This window comes from Caballeronia sp. AZ10_KS36 (genome assembly GCF_023631105.1).
Taxonomy (GTDB): Bacteria; Pseudomonadota; Gammaproteobacteria; order Burkholderiales; family Burkholderiaceae; genus Caballeronia.
Genome location: NZ_JALQDQ010000037.1, coordinates 76,894 through 93,179 on the forward strand (window position 1 = coordinate 76,894; position 16,286 = coordinate 93,179).

At 65.5% G+C, this 16,286-nt stretch carries 15 protein-coding genes; 13 read left to right on the forward strand and 2 right to left on the reverse strand.

Features of this window, described 5'->3' with window-relative positions; genetic code table 11:
* Positions 1–32: 32 nt before the first annotated feature.
* From NCR35_RS22880 to NCR35_RS22905, 6 genes are all read left to right on the forward strand, one after another.
* Positions 33–650 (forward strand): DJ-1/PfpI family protein, encoded by a 618-nt coding sequence (locus NCR35_RS22880; RefSeq protein WP_250536222.1) that lies wholly within the window; start codon positions 33–35, stop codon positions 648–650.
* Positions 651–826: 176 nt separating this feature from the next.
* Positions 827–1,252, forward strand: coding sequence for an NUDIX domain-containing protein (locus NCR35_RS22885; RefSeq protein ID WP_250536223.1), 426 nt, complete (start codon positions 827–829; stop codon positions 1,250–1,252).
* 127 nt (positions 1,253–1,379) lie between these two features.
* Positions 1,380–2,414: a PDDEXK nuclease domain-containing protein gene (locus NCR35_RS22890; protein WP_250536224.1), complete on the forward strand. Its 1,035-nt coding sequence runs from the start codon at positions 1,380–1,382 to the stop codon at positions 2,412–2,414.
* Between the two features lie 105 nt (positions 2,415–2,519).
* Complete coding sequence (locus tag NCR35_RS22895; RefSeq protein WP_250536225.1) at positions 2,520–4,439, forward strand: DNA-binding protein; 1,920 nt, start codon at positions 2,520–2,522, stop codon at positions 4,437–4,439.
* 73 nt (positions 4,440–4,512) lie between these two features.
* Complete coding sequence (locus NCR35_RS22900; protein WP_250536226.1) at positions 4,513–4,926, forward strand: ester cyclase; 414 nt, start codon at positions 4,513–4,515, stop codon at positions 4,924–4,926.
* Entirely contained in the window at positions 4,923–5,264 is a 342-nt protein-coding gene (locus tag NCR35_RS22905) for a GFA family protein (protein ID WP_250536227.1), read from the forward strand. The genes NCR35_RS22900 and NCR35_RS22905 overlap by 4 nt, the downstream gene beginning before the upstream one ends.
* A gap of 13 nt (positions 5,265–5,277) precedes the next feature.
* On the opposite strand, the gene NCR35_RS22910 is transcribed toward NCR35_RS22905, so the two are convergent.
* Entirely contained in the window at positions 5,278–6,831 is a 1,554-nt protein-coding gene (locus tag NCR35_RS22910) for an MFS transporter (protein WP_250536228.1), read from the reverse strand.
* Positions 6,828–7,352 (reverse strand): MerR family transcriptional regulator, encoded by a 525-nt coding sequence (locus tag NCR35_RS22915; protein ID WP_250536229.1) that lies wholly within the window; start codon positions 7,350–7,352, stop codon positions 6,828–6,830. Before NCR35_RS22915 ends, NCR35_RS22910 begins: the two co-directional genes overlap by 4 nt.
* Before the next feature lie 167 nt (positions 7,353–7,519).
* Here NCR35_RS22915 and pssA point away from each other — a divergent pair, with 167 nt between their 5' ends.
* The 7 genes from pssA (at position 7,520) to NCR35_RS22950 (ending at position 16,275) form a co-directional block, all read left to right on the forward strand.
* Complete coding sequence (gene pssA, locus NCR35_RS22920; RefSeq protein ID WP_250536230.1) at positions 7,520–8,128, forward strand: CDP-diacylglycerol--serine O-phosphatidyltransferase; 609 nt, start codon at positions 7,520–7,522, stop codon at positions 8,126–8,128.
* 175 nt (positions 8,129–8,303) lie between these two features.
* Positions 8,304–9,218 carry a DUF3034 family protein gene (locus NCR35_RS22925; protein WP_250536231.1) on the forward strand — a complete coding sequence of 305 codons (915 nt, stop codon included), beginning with the start codon at positions 8,304–8,306 and terminating at the stop codon, positions 9,216–9,218.
* Entirely contained in the window at positions 9,218–9,658 is a 441-nt protein-coding gene (locus NCR35_RS22930; protein ID WP_250536232.1) for a group I truncated hemoglobin, read from the forward strand. The genes NCR35_RS22925 and NCR35_RS22930 overlap by 1 nt, the downstream gene beginning before the upstream one ends.
* Positions 9,655–10,266: a methylamine utilization protein gene (locus tag NCR35_RS22935; protein WP_250536233.1), complete on the forward strand. Its 612-nt coding sequence runs from the start codon at positions 9,655–9,657 to the stop codon at positions 10,264–10,266. Before NCR35_RS22930 ends, NCR35_RS22935 begins: the two co-directional genes overlap by 4 nt.
* 1 nt (position 10,267) lies before the next feature.
* A complete protein-coding gene (locus NCR35_RS22940; protein WP_250536234.1) occupies positions 10,268–12,607 on the forward strand; it encodes a putative bifunctional diguanylate cyclase/phosphodiesterase in 2,340 nt (779 codons plus the stop codon).
* Positions 12,608–12,880: 273 nt separating this feature from the next.
* Positions 12,881–13,090: a hypothetical protein gene (locus tag NCR35_RS22945; protein WP_250536235.1), complete on the forward strand. Its 210-nt coding sequence runs from the start codon at positions 12,881–12,883 to the stop codon at positions 13,088–13,090.
* The gene (locus tag NCR35_RS22950; RefSeq protein ID WP_250536236.1) at positions 13,078–16,275 is read left to right on the forward strand and encodes an ATP-binding protein; all 3,198 of its coding nucleotides are present in this window, start codon (positions 13,078–13,080) and stop codon (positions 16,273–16,275) included. Before NCR35_RS22945 ends, NCR35_RS22950 begins: the two co-directional genes overlap by 13 nt.
* Positions 16,276–16,286: the final 11 nt, after the last annotated feature.

Below are 16,286 nucleotides of genomic sequence, written 5' to 3' on the forward strand. Positions count from 1 at the left end.
GCCGGTCCCTAACGCCGATTCCTTTAGCCGCCATGCACATCGCCATTCTCACCTTCGAAGGCTTCAACGAACTCGACTCGCTCATCGCGCTCGGCATTCTGAATCGGATCAAGAGGCCGGACTGGAAGGTGTCGATTGCAAGCCCGTCGGCCGAAGTGCGCTCGATGAACGGCGTCGTGCTGAAGGCGCAGGCATCGCTGGAAGACGCGGCGGTCGCCGATGCGGTTATCGTGGGCAGCGGCATGCTGACGCGCGAAGTCGTCGCCGACGCGAGCCTGATGTCGCGGCTCGCGCTCGATCCCGCGCGCCAGCTCGTCGGCGCGCAGTGCTCGGGCACGCTCGTGCTCGCGAAGCTCGGCTTGCTGCAAGGCGTCCCCGCCTGCACCGATCTCACGACGAAGCCGTGGGTGCAGGAAGCCGGCGTCGCGATTCTGGAGCAGCCGTTCTTTGCGCGGGGAAACGTCGCGACGGCGGGCGGCTGCCTCGCGTCCCAGTATCTGGCGGCCTGGGTCATTGCGCGGCTCGCGGGCGTCGATGCGGCGCAGAGCGCGCTTCACTATGTCGCCCCGGTGGGCGAAAAGGACGCCTACGTGGATCGGGCGATGGCCAACGTGACGCCGTATCTGGATGCGGCGAGCGTTGTCGCATGAGCGCTTTTTCCGGTCGATAGCCGCTCGATTTGGTTAAACAGGTGCCGAAAAAAGCGGTGTAACCGATTGCGCCGCGCGGCGGTTATGCGTTACAACGAAATGACCGTCAGCGGCCGCAACGCTGACGAGGCAGCCGCGCGAACGGGGCGACGCGGCATTCATCTGGAGATGGGGACATGAGGGTTCGGGCGACGGTGTTGCTGGTTCGCCAACATGCAGTGCTGCTGGTGAAGGAACGGGGCGGTCCGTGGTTTCTGCCGGGCGGCGAAGTCGGTCACGGCGAGCTGGCGATGAGCACGGCCATCAGGGAGCTTTACGAGGAGACCGGCGCCGAGGCAAGCGCAGCGGCGTTTCTGTGGCAGCACGTGTCGGCGCATCACGTGCATCATGTTTATCGCGTGGCGATTCCGGCCGACGTGCGTCCGCATGCGAACTATCGCGCGGGCATCGACGAAGTGCGCTGGGTCGAGCTTTCGCAGCTCGCGGCCATGCCGGTCACGCCGGGCACGCGCGCCATTCTGAACCGCGCGGCCGGCGGCGGCACGACGCGCTCGTCGTGGCGGGACATCGGCTCGGCGCCGGGAGCGTCGGCGGGCTTTTGAGGGGCGCGAGCCGCGTCGCGCGGCTTGCGCTACGATCGGCACTGCGCGCAGCCGGATTGTCTCCGCGCCGCGGAGACAATCGGCGGGCGCGGCGCCGCGCCAGACCGCCGATTCCGACCCTCACCCTATGAGCGACCTGATTCCTTCTTCGCTTCTCGACGAAGTCCGCCGGCTGATCGATGCCGCCCGCGAGCGCGCGGCGGCCGCCGTCAACGCCGAACTCACGCTGCTCTACTGGCAGATCGGCAACCGGGTGCGCACCGAAGTGCTGCGCGGCGCGCGCGCCGAATATGGCCGGCAGGTGGTCGCAACACTGGCGCGCGAACTCGGCGCCCGCTACGGACGCGGCTGGAGCGAGAAGCAACTGCGGCACTGCATGCGGCTCGCGGAGATTTTCCCGGACGAGCAAAGTGTCTCCGCAGTGCGGAGACAATTGAGCTGGACGCATCTGAAGACGCTGATTTATATCGACGATCCGCTCAAGCGCGATTTCTACATCGAGCTTGCGCGGGTCGAGCGGTGGTCGTCGCGGCAAATGCAGGAACGCATCAATTCGATGCTGTTCGAGCGCAGCGCCATTTCGCGCCAGCCCGAATCCGCCATTGCCCATGACATAGCCGTGATGCGCGACGAAGGGCGCATGGAACCGGCGGCGCTGCTCAAAGACCCGTATGTGCTCGATTTTCTCGGGCTAAACGACCATTACCTCGAAAAAGACCTCGAAGACGCGATTCTCCGCGAGATGGAGCAGTTCCTTCTGGAACTCGGCGCCGGCTTCACGTTCGTCGCGCGTCAGAAGCGCCTTCAGATCGACGACGACGATTTCTACATCGACCTGCTGTTCTATAACCGCAAGCTCAAGCGCCTCGTCGCGATCGAACTGAAGCTCGGCGCGTTCAAGGCGGAATACAAGAGCCAGATGGAACTCTATTTGCGCTGGCTCGCGAAGCACGAACAGGAGCTGGACGAGCTGCCGCCGCTCGGCATCATTCTGTGCGCGGGCAAGAAGCAGGAGCAGATCGAGCTGCTGGAACTGAACAAAAGCGGCATCCACGTCGCGGAATATCTGACGGTGCTGCCGCCGCGCGAAACGCTCGAAGCGAAGCTGCATCAGTCGATTCAGGCCGCGCGGTCGCGCCTTCTCACGCAGGAACCGGATTGAAGCGATGCTTCATCCGACGAAAGCGGGGCGCGAGCGCCAAGTTGTTGGATAATCCTATCTTTCGTCTGGCAAGTCGTTGCCCGATGCCTGTAATTCGAGGCGCCTATGTTCACAGAAGCAGACAACATCACCGATGAAGAGATTTTCTCGACCGTTCAACGCCTGACCGACGCGGGTCGTCCGGTATCGCCCGTGACGGTCTGGTCGGAACTGCGTCGCGGTTCGATCGTATCCATTGCCGCCGCGCTCGAACGCTGGCGCGACGCCCGGCAGCCCGCGCCGCCGGTCGCGCAGCCTTCGGCCGAGATGCCGCAGGAACTGGCCGACGCGCTGATGAGCGCGGTGCATCGGCTGAGAAAGGCGTCGTGGGACGAGGCGCACAGCGCGGGCGCGCATCGCGCCGACCTGCTCGGGCAACGGCTCCAGACGGCGCTCGCGGAGCGCGACGAGGCGCTCGCCGTCTATCAGCAGACCGAGGGCGATGCGGCGAACAGTCGCCGGCAACTGGAAGAGTTGATGCACGCGCTGCGCGCATCGGAAGAAGCGGTGGCGCGTCTGCAGAATCAGCAGAACGCCGCGAACGAGCGCGCCGAGGCCGCCGAAGCGCGCGCCGGCGAGCTCGCGCAGCGCGTCTCCGCGCAGGACGCCGAACTGAGCGCGGCGCGACTGTCGCTCGACGATGAGCGCAAGGCGCGCGAGGCCGCGAGCGCCGATCTCGCGAACAAGAACGAAGAGCTCGCGCGTATCGCCCAAGAGCGCGACGAAGCGCGGCAGCATCACGCGGCGAGCGCGCAAGAAGTGGAGCGTCTGTCGCAGGAAGCGAGCACGGCGTCGGCGCGCGCCGAGACCGCGACCGCGCAGGCTAACGAAAGCGCCGCGCGCATCGCCGCGCTCGAGGCGGAACTGGACGCGGCGCGTCAGGCGCTTGCCAGCGAACGCGAAGCCGGCGCGGCGCGAGAAGCGCAAGCCTCCGCCCGCGACGAAGCCTTGCAGCGCGCGACGCGTGAGCTCGACGAAGCACGCGCGAAGATCGACGAGAGCGAGACGCGCATGTCGGCGCTGGAGTCGGAACTCGCGGCACTGCGCGAGGCGAACGCGGCGGCATCGGCCGCGCATGAAGCGTTGCAGCACGCCACGCGCGAACTGGACGAAGCGCGCGCCAGGATCGACGAGAGCCAGAGCCGCATCGCGGCGCTGGAGTCCGAACTGATCGCAGAGCGCCAGGCGAGCGCGACGCACGGCGCAGCGGCATCGACGGCGCAGGAAGCATTGCAGCACGCCACGCGCGAACTCGACGAAGCACGCGCCCAGATCAACGACAGCCACGCGCGCATCGCGGCGCTGGAGTCGGAGTTGTCGAGAGAGCGCGAGACTAGCGCGGCGCAGAGCGCGCAGGCATCCACGGCGCAGGAAGCGTTGCAGCAAGCCACGCGCGAACTCGACGAAGCACGGGCCCGCATCGACGAGATCACGCAGGAGAAGCACGTCGCGCAAAGCGAACTGGCGCGCGTGACGCAGGAAGCCGCCGCCGCGGTCGCCCGCGCCGACGAAGCGCAGCAGCAGGCCGCGACGCTCGCGCAGCAGCTTGCCGAGCGCGAGAAGAGCGAGGCCGCCATGCGCGACGAACTGCGCGACCACAAGATCGCATTGCAGACGGCGGGCGCGGCCAAGGAAGAGGAAATCGCGGCATTGCAGCGCCGTATCGCGGCGCAGGCGCAGACGCATTCGAAGGCCTACGACGAGCTTCGCAGCAACGCGGAGCAATGGGTCACGTATGCGCGCGACTTGAAGCAGCGGCTCGACGTGGCGAACGAGAAGATCCTCTTCATCGACGCGCGCAGCACCGGCGAGGTCGCGCTGTTGCGCCGGCTCTCGACGGAACTGGAGCGCCTGAAGCCGGATCACGAACTCGTGTTCCGCGAGGCGCAGCAGAAGGTCATCGGCGAAAAGATCGCGCAGCAGCTTGCGCAGAAGGGCTATCGGTACGATCCCACGACGGCCGTCATGTCGAAGATCGAAGGCTAAACGCGCCGTGTCCGCGCACCGCTTGGGCTAATCGAAGCGGTGCGCGCGTTTCATCACCGCGATGGGGCTTGCCATGCAAACGGAACGCAGCGGCCTGGCAGAGATTTACCGCGACTACATCGCGTGTCTGAACGAGCAGAACTGGCCGATTCTCGGCGCGTTCGTTCACGATGACGTGATCCACAACGGCCAGTGCATCGGGCTCGCCGGCTATCGGGCGATGGTCGAACGCGACTTCGCGCAGATTCCGGATCTTCGCTTCGATATCCGCCTGCTCGCCGCCGATCCGCCTTTCGTCGCGAGCCGCTTGTGGTTCGACTGCACGCCGAAGCAGGACTTCATGGGCCTGCGCATCGACGGCAGGCGCGTGTCCTTCGCGGAGAACGTGTTCTACGAGTTCCGCGAGCGCAAGATCGCGCAGGTGTGGTCCGTGATCGACAAAGCCGCGATCGAAGCGCAACTCCGAACCGCTGTGCCAATGCCATGATCGACGCTTCCTGTCATTGCGGCGCCATCCGCTTCACGCTCGACGCACCCCCCGCCGAAATCAACGCATGCCAATGTTCCCTCTGCCGCCGCTACGGCGCGCGCTGGGCGTACTACGCGTTGCCGGCTGTTCGCTTCGCGCCCGATTGCGGTCCAACTGATGTCTACATGTGGGGCCCGCGCCGGCTGGAGTTTCATCGCTGCGCGCAGTGCGGATGCCTCACGCACTGGCGCGCCGTGGACCTGAATCGCCCGGTCATGGGCATCAATACGCGGATGATGCCGCCCGAGGCCGTCGCTGGCGCGCGCGAGTTCCAAGGCGGCGAGGCCGCCGAATAGCCAATGCGAGCGGTCAATCGATCTGCTTTTGCCACACCGCGACCACGCTCGCGCAGAGCGCAACGCCGATCAGGAAGTAGAAGCCATCGAGCGAACTCAGAAAGCTCGCCTGTTGCGTGACGATGCGTCCCACTTCCGCGAGCGCCAGGCTCTTGGCCTGCGCCGCGCCGTAGCCGAGCGCCTCGAATCCGCCGGTCAATCTCTCGTACGTGTTCTGGAACAGCGGATTGAACGCGCTCACGGATTCCGCGAGCCGCGACTCGTGCACGGCCATGCGATGCTGTTCGAGAATGATCATGGTCGCGGTCGAGAACGAATACGTCAGTTGCTTGACGATATTCTTGAAGCGGTAGCCGTGGTTGAACTCCTCGATCGCGAACAGGCGAAACGTCACGTTCGCCACCGGCAACGCGATAAAAAGCAGCAACAGGCCGCGCAGCACGAGCGGCGCGACGAGCCACTGCATGCTGACATCGGGCGGCATGCTCGACATCCACAAGCCGACGAACGCGGCCAGCAGAAAGCCCGGCACGATCATCCATTTCTTGTGCTTGATGCGCGCCGAGAGCCGGAAGTAGACGAACGCCATCACGACCGAGGCCAGCGACGAAAGCCCGACGAGCCGCCCCGCGTTTTCCACCGGATAGCGCAGCCCGCCTTCGAGAAAGCGCGAGACGAGATAGCTCATCGCGTTGCTGACGTAATAGAACGCGACGTATAGCGTGATGCCCGCGCGAAAGGTCTTCTCGCGCAGCGCATGAAGCCGAAGCAGCGGCTGCGGATGATGCCACTGATGCCACACGAACCAGCCGAGCGACAGCACGCCGGCGACCGTCAGCACGATGAGTTCGGGCGACGTGCTGAAGAGCTCGAAGCGCACTTGCTGCATCACGATCTGCAACGCGCCCTGCGCGAACGCGAAGATGATGTACGGCCAGAAGTGCGCCTCGCCGCGCTGCTCGCGCTCGACGTGGCCGGCATGCGGCACCGCGAGCAGCGCGAACACGCCCATCGCGACGCCGCCCGCCGCGCCGCATGCGAAGAGCGCGCGCCAGCCGAGCCACGCGACGAAATATCCGCCGATCAGCGGCGCGAGTCCGCTGCCGAGCAGAATCATCAGCAGGAAATAGCGCACGGCAGTCGGGCGCCGTCGCGGCGTGATCTGCGTCTGGATGAGGATGCGGCACGCGCTCATCATCGGGCCGATGAAGTAGCCCTGAAATCCACGCGCGAACGCCAGTTCCAGCGACGATTCCGACGCGGCTGCCGCCACTGCGCCCGCCGCGAACAGCAGCAGGCATCCGCCGACGTAGCGCCGGTAGCCGAGCCGCTCGATCCACCATTGCTGCTGGAGAATGCCGAGCACCGAGGCGACGGCATACGCGCTCGATGCCCACACGAGCTCGTCCGCCGATGCGTTGATGCCGCCCGCGATATAGCTCGTGAAGAAGGAAAAGACCGCGTTGTCGAAGTAGTCGAGGCCGGTGGCGAGCGCGACGGCCCACGGGAAGGCGTCGTCGAGAAGGCGCGACGCGAACGAGCTTCGCGCGAGCGGCACGGCGGTCATTCGTCGCTGCCCCCGCAGCCCTCGCTGCCCTCGCTGCCCTGGGCTTTGCGCCGCTGCCGCGCGGCCAGCCGTTCCTGAAAGAGCGCTTCCTGCTTTTCCCCGGCGATGCGCCGCCGGATGTAGTCGAGGTCGTCGCTCAGTTCGGCGCGCACGGCCTGCGCCTCTTTGAGCTCGCGCCGGACGCCGGCGATGCGCGCGTCGAGCGCGTCCACCTGCTGCGCGAGCGCCGCTTCTATCTCGCGCAGCGATTCGCTGGAATAGCCTTTGCGTCCGTCGCCGATGGGTTCGACCGGCCGCTTCAGCAATTCGACGATGCCTTGCAGCGAGAAGCCGAGCGCGCGCAGCCGCAAGATGCGCGCAAACCGTTCGAGGTCCTGCTCGCTATAGAGCCGGTAGCGGCCAACGCTGCGGCTCGGCGCGACCAGCCCGCGTTCCTCGTAGTACTTGAGCGTGCGAGGCGTGACGTTCAGACGCTCGGCGGCGTCGCGAATGGTGAGCAGCGCGGGCTTGCTGGAAGACATGGCGGCGAGCGCCCGTAATGGTGACTTGCCGCGAGTATAGCGCAAACCTGTACGTTCACGTTCACGTTGGCGCCCGCCGGTCCGAAAGAGGGCGCGATGATAGACTTGACCCGACTCCGAGGCTTTCCGCGACGCAAATGACCGACAACCAGCAAAGACAAAAAGGCATGAAACGTTTTTCGATGATCCGGGATTTCCACCTGGCCGACTGGTTCACGCTGGGCAACGCGGTCTGCGGCACGGGCGCGCTGTTCTCGACGATGAGCTATATCGACGACGCGGAGGTCTTCCATATCTATCTCGCGTGCGCGCTGGTGTTCGCGGCGCTGGTGTTCGATGTGCTCGACGGCCGCATCGCCCGCTGGCGTCAGAAGGCGTCGCTGCTCGGCAAGGAACTGGATTCGCTCGCGGACGTGATCTCGTTCGGCGTCGCGCCCGCCATCATCGGCTATGGGTTCGGCATGCGCGGCCTGTACGACCGCGTGGTGCTGGCGTACTTCGTCGCCTGCGGCGTGTCGCGGCTCGCCCGCTATAACGTGACCACCGAGGAAATGTCGGGCGGCACCGGCAAGGTCACGCACTTCGAGGGCACGCCTATCCCGACGTCCTTCGCCATCGTGCTGATGCTCGCGGTGGCCGCGTGGTTCGGCGCGCTCGGGCCGAACATGTGGTTCGGCGAATGGCGCATTGCGGGCTTCACGCTGCATCCGCTCGTGCTCGTCTACGCGCTCTCCGGGTCGCTCATGATCAGCCGTATCCGGATTCCGAAGCCCTAGCGCAGCGGCGCGTCTATCAAGTTTCGCCCAGCACCGCCGTTTACACGTGGATGAAAGGCGCCCCCGCACGGGTGAGCGCCGCCCAGACGCCGAGGCTCGCCGCGCTTTTGCACGCGGCACTCCCCGCGCGGCAGACGGGATTCTGACGAACCCGTCTCACGAGCTCATCCACGCAATGCCATTCATCCGCAAGACTGCGGGCCTCGCCTGCGCCATCGCATGCGCCGGCCTCGGAACCTTTTCGACCTTAGCGCGCGCCGAAGACTCGCCCGACGTCCCCGCCGTGCCGCTCACGGGCGGCAAGCTGCTGCTGACGGGCGGCGTATCGCAAGTCGAAGGCGCGGCCGGCGGCGGCCTCGCGCCGTGGGCCGTCATCGGCGGCTACGGCACCGCGCGCCAGCTCGGCGCGAACGTTCACGGCACGTATCTGCACACGCAGGACTACGCGCTCGGCACGTGGGGACTGACGGTCGGCGTGGCGAACCGCGTGGAACTGTCGCTCGCGCGCCAGCGGTTCGACACGCGGGAAGCCGGCGCGAAGCTCGGCCTGGGCGAGAACTACACGTTCAATCAGAACATCTTCGGCGTGAAAGTGCGCCTCGTCGGCGACGCCGTGCTCGATCAGGACACGTGGCTGCCGCAGATCGCGGCCGGCGTGCAGTTCAAGCACAACGAAGAGGGCGGCGTGCTGAAGGCGATCGGCGCAGCGAGCAATTCGGGCACGGACTTCTATCTCTCGGCGACCAAATTGCTGCTCGCGCAAAGCCTGCTGCTCAACGGCACGCTGCGCTTCACCAAGGCGAACCAGTTCGGCTTGCTGGGCTTCGGCGGCGACAAGTCGAATGCGTATCACCCGGAATTCGAATCGTCGGTGGCGTATCTGCTGACGAAGAACATCGCCATTGGCGGCGAATACCGCATGAAGCCGAACAATCTCTCGTTCGCGCGGGAGCAGGACGCGTACGACGCGTTCATCGCGTGGGCACCGAACAAGCACATCTCCCTCACGGCGGCGTATGTCGCGCTCGGCGATATCGCGACGATCAGGAATCAGCGCGGGCCGTACGTGTCCTTGCAGGCGGGGTTCTGATGAAACCGATGATGACCCTTCGCCATGCCGCGCTCGCCGTCTGCGCGTTCGCCGCTCTCAGTAACGCCGCTCACGCCGCCGACGACACGCTGTATCGCCAGTTCGGGGAGCAGGCCGGACTCACGCGAATCGTCGACGATCTGTACGACAACGTGCTCGCCGATCCGCGCACCGCGCCTTACTTCGAGAACGCGCCCATCAAGCGCATCAAGACCAAGCTCGTCGAGCAGTTCTGCGTGCTGCTGGGCGGTCCGTGCGAATACACCGGCCGCCCGATGCGGCGCACACACGAAGGCCAGAATATCGACCGCGCCGCGTTCGACGCGCTCGTCGAAGACTTGCAGGCCGCGATGGACAAGAACGGCGTGCCGTTTCGCGCGCAGAACAAGCTGCTCGCGAAGCTGGCGCCCATGTACCGCGACGTACAGGACCGCGAATGACACCCCGCCTCGTTATCTCTTCCCTGCTGTCGGCGATGGCGCTCATTGCGGCCTGCGCGCACGCGGCGAGCGTTCGCGTGCAAGTCGTCGATCAGGCGGGCGCGCCCGTGCCGGACGCCATCGTGTACGCGGTGCCTGCGAGCGGCAAGCTGCCCGCGACGAAACCGGCCAGCGCCGTGATCGATCAGGTGAAGCGCCGCTTCGTGCCGCTCGTGTCCGTCGTGCAGACGGGCGCATCGGTCACGTTTCCGAACAAGGACAACATCGAGCACGACGTCTATTCGTTCTCTCCGGCCAAGCGCTTCGAGTTGAACCTGTACCACGGCATTCCGGGCGCGCCGGTCGTGTTCGACAAACCCGGCCTCGTCGTGATGGGCTGCAATATTCACGATGCGATGGTCGCGTATCTGTTGATCGTCGATACGCCGTATTTCGCGAAGACCGACGCGAAAGGCGCAGCCACCATCGACAATCTGCCCGCCGATGCGTACAAGCTGACCGCGTGGCATTTCCGCCTGAGCGATCCGAACGCGCAGCCCACGCAGAAGTTGAGCGCGGCGTCCGACGCGACGGCGAAGTTCTCGCTGCAACTGAAGGCCGCCGAATAACATGCGCCTGCACAGCCTGCGGGCGCGCATCGCGCTGGTGTTCGTGTTGCTCATGCTCGTCGCGCAGGCGGCAGCGTACGTCGTCATCAATTCGGTGATTCTGAAGAACGCGCACCGGAACGCCGAGGAGCAGTTGTCGGTGGCCGAGCGCGTCTTCGGGCAAGTGCTGCGCGGCAACAGCCAGCAGTTGACGCAGGCGGCGAGCGTCGCGGCGTCCGACTTCGGCTTTCGCGAGGCGGTCGCCACGCATGACAGCAAGACGGTCGCTTCCGCGCTGCAGAATCACGGCGACCGCATTCACGCCGATATCGTGATGCTCGTCGATCTCGACGGCACGCTCGTTGCCGACAGCGGCGGCGCGGCGCATGAGGGTGCGGCGTTCGCGTTTCCGCATCTCATCAAGACGGTGGCGCAAAAGGGCGATGCGTCGTCCTTCGGCATGATCGGCGGCAAGGCGTATCAGCTCGTCGCGGTGCCGGTGAAGGCGCCGATTGTCATCGCGTGGGTCGTGATGGGCTTCGCCATCGACGACGCCCTTGCCCGCGAGATGAGTTCGCTGACATCGCTCGATGTGTCCTTCCTCACCGTGGACATGCGCGGCACCTGGGGCGTGCTTGCAAGCTCGCTGCCCGAAGCGGCGCGGGCGGGCCTCAAGGATCAGGCGCAACTCGCCGAGGATGGCTACGCGACGCGCGTGCTTCATCTGCATTCTGAAGGTCAGACCGTCGCGGTGTTGCTGGAGCGTTCGCTCAGTGAGGCGCTCGCGCCGTTTCATCGGCTTCAGTCCGCGCTCGTGCTGATCACGATACTGGGCGTGATCGTCTCGATTGCGGGCAGCATGCTCACCGCGCGCTCGGTCACGCGTCCGCTCGCGGCGCTCGCGCAGTTCTCGCGGCGTGTCGGCCACGGGGATTACAGTGCGCCGATCGAGGTGCGCCATCAGGACGAAATCGGCGAACTGGCGAGCGCGTTCAATCAGATGCAGGAAGGCATTGTCGAGCGCGAGCGCCGTATCACCGAACTCGCCTACATGGACCGTCTCACCGGGCTGCCGAATCGCGCGCTCTTCAACGACCGGCTGCAAGAGGCGATCGAGGCGGCGCGCGTGGAAGGCCGCGCGTTGTCCGTGATGATGATGGACCTCGACCGCTTCAAGCTGGTGAACGACACGCTCGGGCATCCGATCGGCGACATGCTGCTCTGCGAAGTCGCCAAACGCCTGCGCGCCACGTTGCAGCGCCCGGAGGATACCGTCGCGCGTCTCGGCGGCGACGAGTTCGCCGTGCTCTTGCCCGCCGACGATCTGCCGGCGGCGCGCGTGATCGCCGCGCGCATGCTTCGCGCGCTCGAAGAGCCGATCATGATCGAAGGCCAGCTTGTCGACGTGGGCGCGAGCATCGGCATCGTCGGATTTCCGGACAACGGCAGCGACATGAACGTGCTCTTGCGCCGCGCCGATATCGCGATGTACGTGGCCAAGCGCGCGAACCTCGGCCATGCGCTCTACGACGAGCGGCACGACGAGAACAGCGCCGAGCGCCTATCGCTGATGAGCGAACTGCGGCAGGCCGTCGAGCACGATCAGCTTACGCTCTACTATCAGCCGAAGATCGATCTGGCGACGCATCGCGTGAAATATGTCGAGGCGCTCGTGCGTTGGGACCACCCGACGCGCGGGTTCATCTCGCCGGATCAGTTCATTCCGTTCGCGGAGCAGACCGGCTATATCAAGACCGTGTCGCGCTGGGTCGCGGACAAGGCGATTGCGCAGTGCGCGGCATGGCGGGCGCAAGGCATCGAGCTGGCCGTGTCCGTGAACGTGTCGGCGCGCGAGCTGATCCAGTCGACGCTGCCGGAGACGTTCCAGAGCCTGCTCGACCGGCATGGCGTCGCGGCGCAATGGATTCGCATCGAGATTACCGAAAGCGCGATCATGGACGACCCGAACCACGCCATCGAGACGCTCGACCGGCTGCATGCGCTCGGCGTGTGTCTGTCCATCGACGACTTCGGCACGGGCTATTCGTCGCTCACGTATCTGAAGCGCATGCCGGTGGACGAACTGAAGATCGACAAGTCGTTCGTGATGAACATGACGCATCACAAGGACGACGAGACCATCGTGCGATCGACCATCGACCTCGGGCATAACATGGGGCTGAAGGTCGTGGCGGAAGGCGTCGAAAACGAAGCGACGATGCAGCGCCTGCGCGCGCTCGGCTGCGATCTTGCGCAAGGCTTTCACCTGAGCCGGCCGCTGCCGCCCGCGAAGCTCGTCGACTGGCTCGAAGGCTGGCGCGTGCAAAGCGGTATCGAACGCGAGCCGTCGCTGCCTGTTTGAATCGCACGGTGACATGCCCGCATAACGATGAACAAGCATCGGGCGTGACACTCTCGATTGTTTAGAACTCGCTCTATGGACAGCGGGCTTCGCATCTGTCATTTGGTTCGCCCGCGCGCTTTGTTCAATGCCCGGGCGTATCACGCGTCATAACGCCTGCAAGCACGCGAAGACGCGCTCCTTGTCGCCGCCATTAAGGGGACAGGGTTTTCGACATCGTTCTATATGACGAGAATTCCCGCGCCTTTATCGTTCAATGCAAGTCACGACAACATGGATGTACAGATAACGTCGACCCAGGTCAGTCCCACGCCGCGACATGCCAGCAGGCTCGAAGCGCGGCGCCGAATCCAGATTGCCGAGGCGCTCACGGGCTTGCCCTGCTGCGCGATGTTGAACGTGACGTCGACGTCGCCGGTCGCGGCACCGGGCGAGAATCGCGGCGCGCCGTCGAGCGCGACGCCGGGGCCGTGGGTCTCTTGATCTTTGCCGCGCTATGCGGCGCGATGGCCACCGGTTTCTTCCTGCTGACCTCGACATTGAAGACGGAGGCCGAGTTCGCGCAGACGGCGATGCGCGGCGTCAATGTCAGCGTATTCAGCCGATACAACATGCTGACGCCGGGGAGCCTGCTGCTCGAAGTCGGCGCGTCGCCCACGAAAATGAGCGTGCCGGAACGCCCCGGCAAGCCGCCATGCGAGGCCTATCCACCGGGCGCGAATGACAAGGCGCTCGCCGCGGCGTGCGAGGTCGCGCATCAGACGATCCCCGAGGAGAGTACGCCGCCTATCCTGCAATACGCGAACTTCGAAGGTACGGCTTCGTATGGCTTCGGGTTCTTCGCGGGCACCGACAACAAGGTGGCGCCGCCCCAGAGGCTCGCGGCGCTGACCGAACTGACGAAGATCTTCATGAGCACGCGCGGCGTCGCGCCCCTCGACGCGGCGCGCGCCCGGCGTGTCATGTGGTTTCTCGCGCCGCCGTCGGTCGGATTCACGACGCCGACCATCATCATGTTCATGGTGGTCGCACGGGACGGCGCGCCTTACGGTCTCGTGTTCACACGCATCACGCTGCACACGGCGCTGCGCGCCGTCACGCCGCCGTCGCTCGACTCGCAGATAGCGATCATGGATTCCGAACATCACGTGATCGCCGGAGACGACACGGCCGAAGTGCGATACATCAACGCGCGGCTCGAAAGGGCGCAACGGGGCGTGTTCCATTGGGTGCCCGGCTATGGCTGGGGCGCACGGCTCGACACGCTCGCGCTCGGCATCGGGCATATCGTCGTCGCGCTTCCACTCGTGACCGAACTTGTGGCGCAGCGCGTCCAGGTGTCGATTCTGCTGACCGTCACCGGGGCGCTCATCGCCATGCTGCTCGCGATGTATCGCTACTGGAATTTCCGCTTTCTGACGCGTTCGTACGAACAGGCGTGCCGCGCGGTCGAAGGCGAGATACTGAACCATCTGCTCGTGCATGCGACGCCCGTGGGACTGTGCATCGCGCTCAAAGACGACCTGACTGTCATCGCGGCCAATCAGGTCGCACGCACGCTCTTCGATCTGACCGACGCCTCCATGCGCCTGCCCGCCGGACTGCGCGATGCGGTCCATGCGCACGGCATCGCGCCGGCGGAGGAAGGGCGCGATGCGGCGATACGCCAACTCGACTACACGCTCGACAAACCAGACAACGGCACGCTGCATCTGAAAGTGTCGTATGCGTCGGCAGTGCTGAACAAGACCGATGTGCTGTTCTGCGCGATCGCCGACATTACCGAACACCGCGAAGTGGAGCGGCTGCTGCGCGAAGCGAAAGAAAGCAGCGACGCGGCCGCCAAAGCCAAGCTGAGCTTCTTCGCGTCGATGAGCCACGAGATTCGCACGCCGCTCTCATCGCTCGTCGGCAATCTGGAACTGGTCGCGCTCGGGCCGCTCGCCGCCGAACAGGAAGCGCGCGTCCACGCGATGCAGGCGTCGGCGAGCGCGCTATTGCAAGTGGTCAACGATGTCCTCGATTTCTCGAAGATGGATATCGGCGAAATGCGGCTCTCGGAAGAATGGGGCTCCATACGCGCGCTCGTCGTGCGCGTGATGGCCGCGCATGCGCCGCTCGCCAATCGGCAGGGCTTGCGGCTCTTTGTCGTGATCGACCGGTCGTGTCCTGCGAAGCTTTTGTTCGATCCGATTCGCGTCTCGCAGATTCTCAACAATCTGCTCGGCAACGCGCTCAAGTTCACGTACTCCGGCAAGATCGTGGTGCGCGCCCGATGGGCCGACGACGCGCTCGAACTCAGCGTCGCGGATTCGGGCATCGGCATTCCGGCGTCGCAGCGCGAGAAGCTCTTTCAGCCGTTCATGCAGGGCGACGCACACCGTCTCACGCAGGCGCGCGGAACGGGCCTCGGCTTGTCCATTTGCGTGCGGCTTTGCGAACTCATGAAAGGCCGCATCTCGCTCGACAGCACCGAAGGCGTCGGCACACGCATTCAGGTGTCGCTGCCGCTTCTCGCCGACGCATCGGCAACGAGCGACGAGGCCGCCCTGCTCGACGGCAAGCCGGCCGTTCTGTGCCGCGCGAGCGAGTATCGCGAATGGTTCGAGAACCTCTACGACCCGGAGCGCAGTTCCGTCACCTACATGAATCACGCGGACCCGGCGCTCGCGGAAGGCTGCGAGTACCTCATCGCCACGGACGAGTTCACCGAGGAAGATATCAAGGCGGCGTGGAAGGACGGCACGCGCGTGATCCGCATGACGCAGGACGGCCCGCTCGTGCCCGTGCATTGGGGCGACGGCGTGCTCGAAGTGAGCATCTTCAGCCTGAAGGGATTCAGGGACGCGATCGCAGCCATCAAGGGCCGGCAACGCGCGTCGCCGCATGCCGACGACGCGCTCGCGCTGCCGGCCGCGCGCAAGGCCGGGCCGACGGTCGTGATCGCGGAAGACAACCGGCTCAATCGCGGGCTCTTGCGCGATCAGTTGCTGACGCTCGGGGCATCCGTGCTGGAGGCGAAGGACGGCGAGGAGGCGCTCGATCTCTTGCGCAAGCATCGCGTCGATATCGTGCTGACCGACATGGACATGCCGAAGATGTCCGGCGCCGAACTGCTCGTCGCGGCGCGCGCGCTCGATCCCGCCATGCGCATCTACGCGATCAGCGCGAGCGCGAGCGCGCAGGATGTCGAACGCGGGCGCGCGCGCGGCTTTACCGATTATCTGACCAAGCCGGTCCCGCTCGCGGTGCTGGCGGGCGTGCTGCAAACCGCAGGCGTCGATGCGGCAGGCGCCGCGCCCGAATCCGCTGCGCAGAGCACGAACGAAGCGCCGGAGGACGACGATCTCCCGCCGCGCTTTCCGCCGATCCCCGCCGCGTACATGCCGGACCTCGCCGGACAGATCGACGAAGACATCGTCGCGCTCGACGACATCTGCAAGGACAAGGACGCGCGCAAGCTGCGCCGCTGGGCGCATAAGCTCGCGGGCGGGCTCACGGTGCTCGGACCGTCCATGCTGTACGACCAGTGCCAGGAACTGCGCGCGTTGCTGCGTGAATCGGAAAGCTGGGTGGAAGACGTCGATACCTTCACCGCGCTCATTCGCCGCGACCTGATCGAACTGCGCGACATGCTGCATGCCGTGCTGGACCCGCATGCGAGATAGCGAGCCGGGCG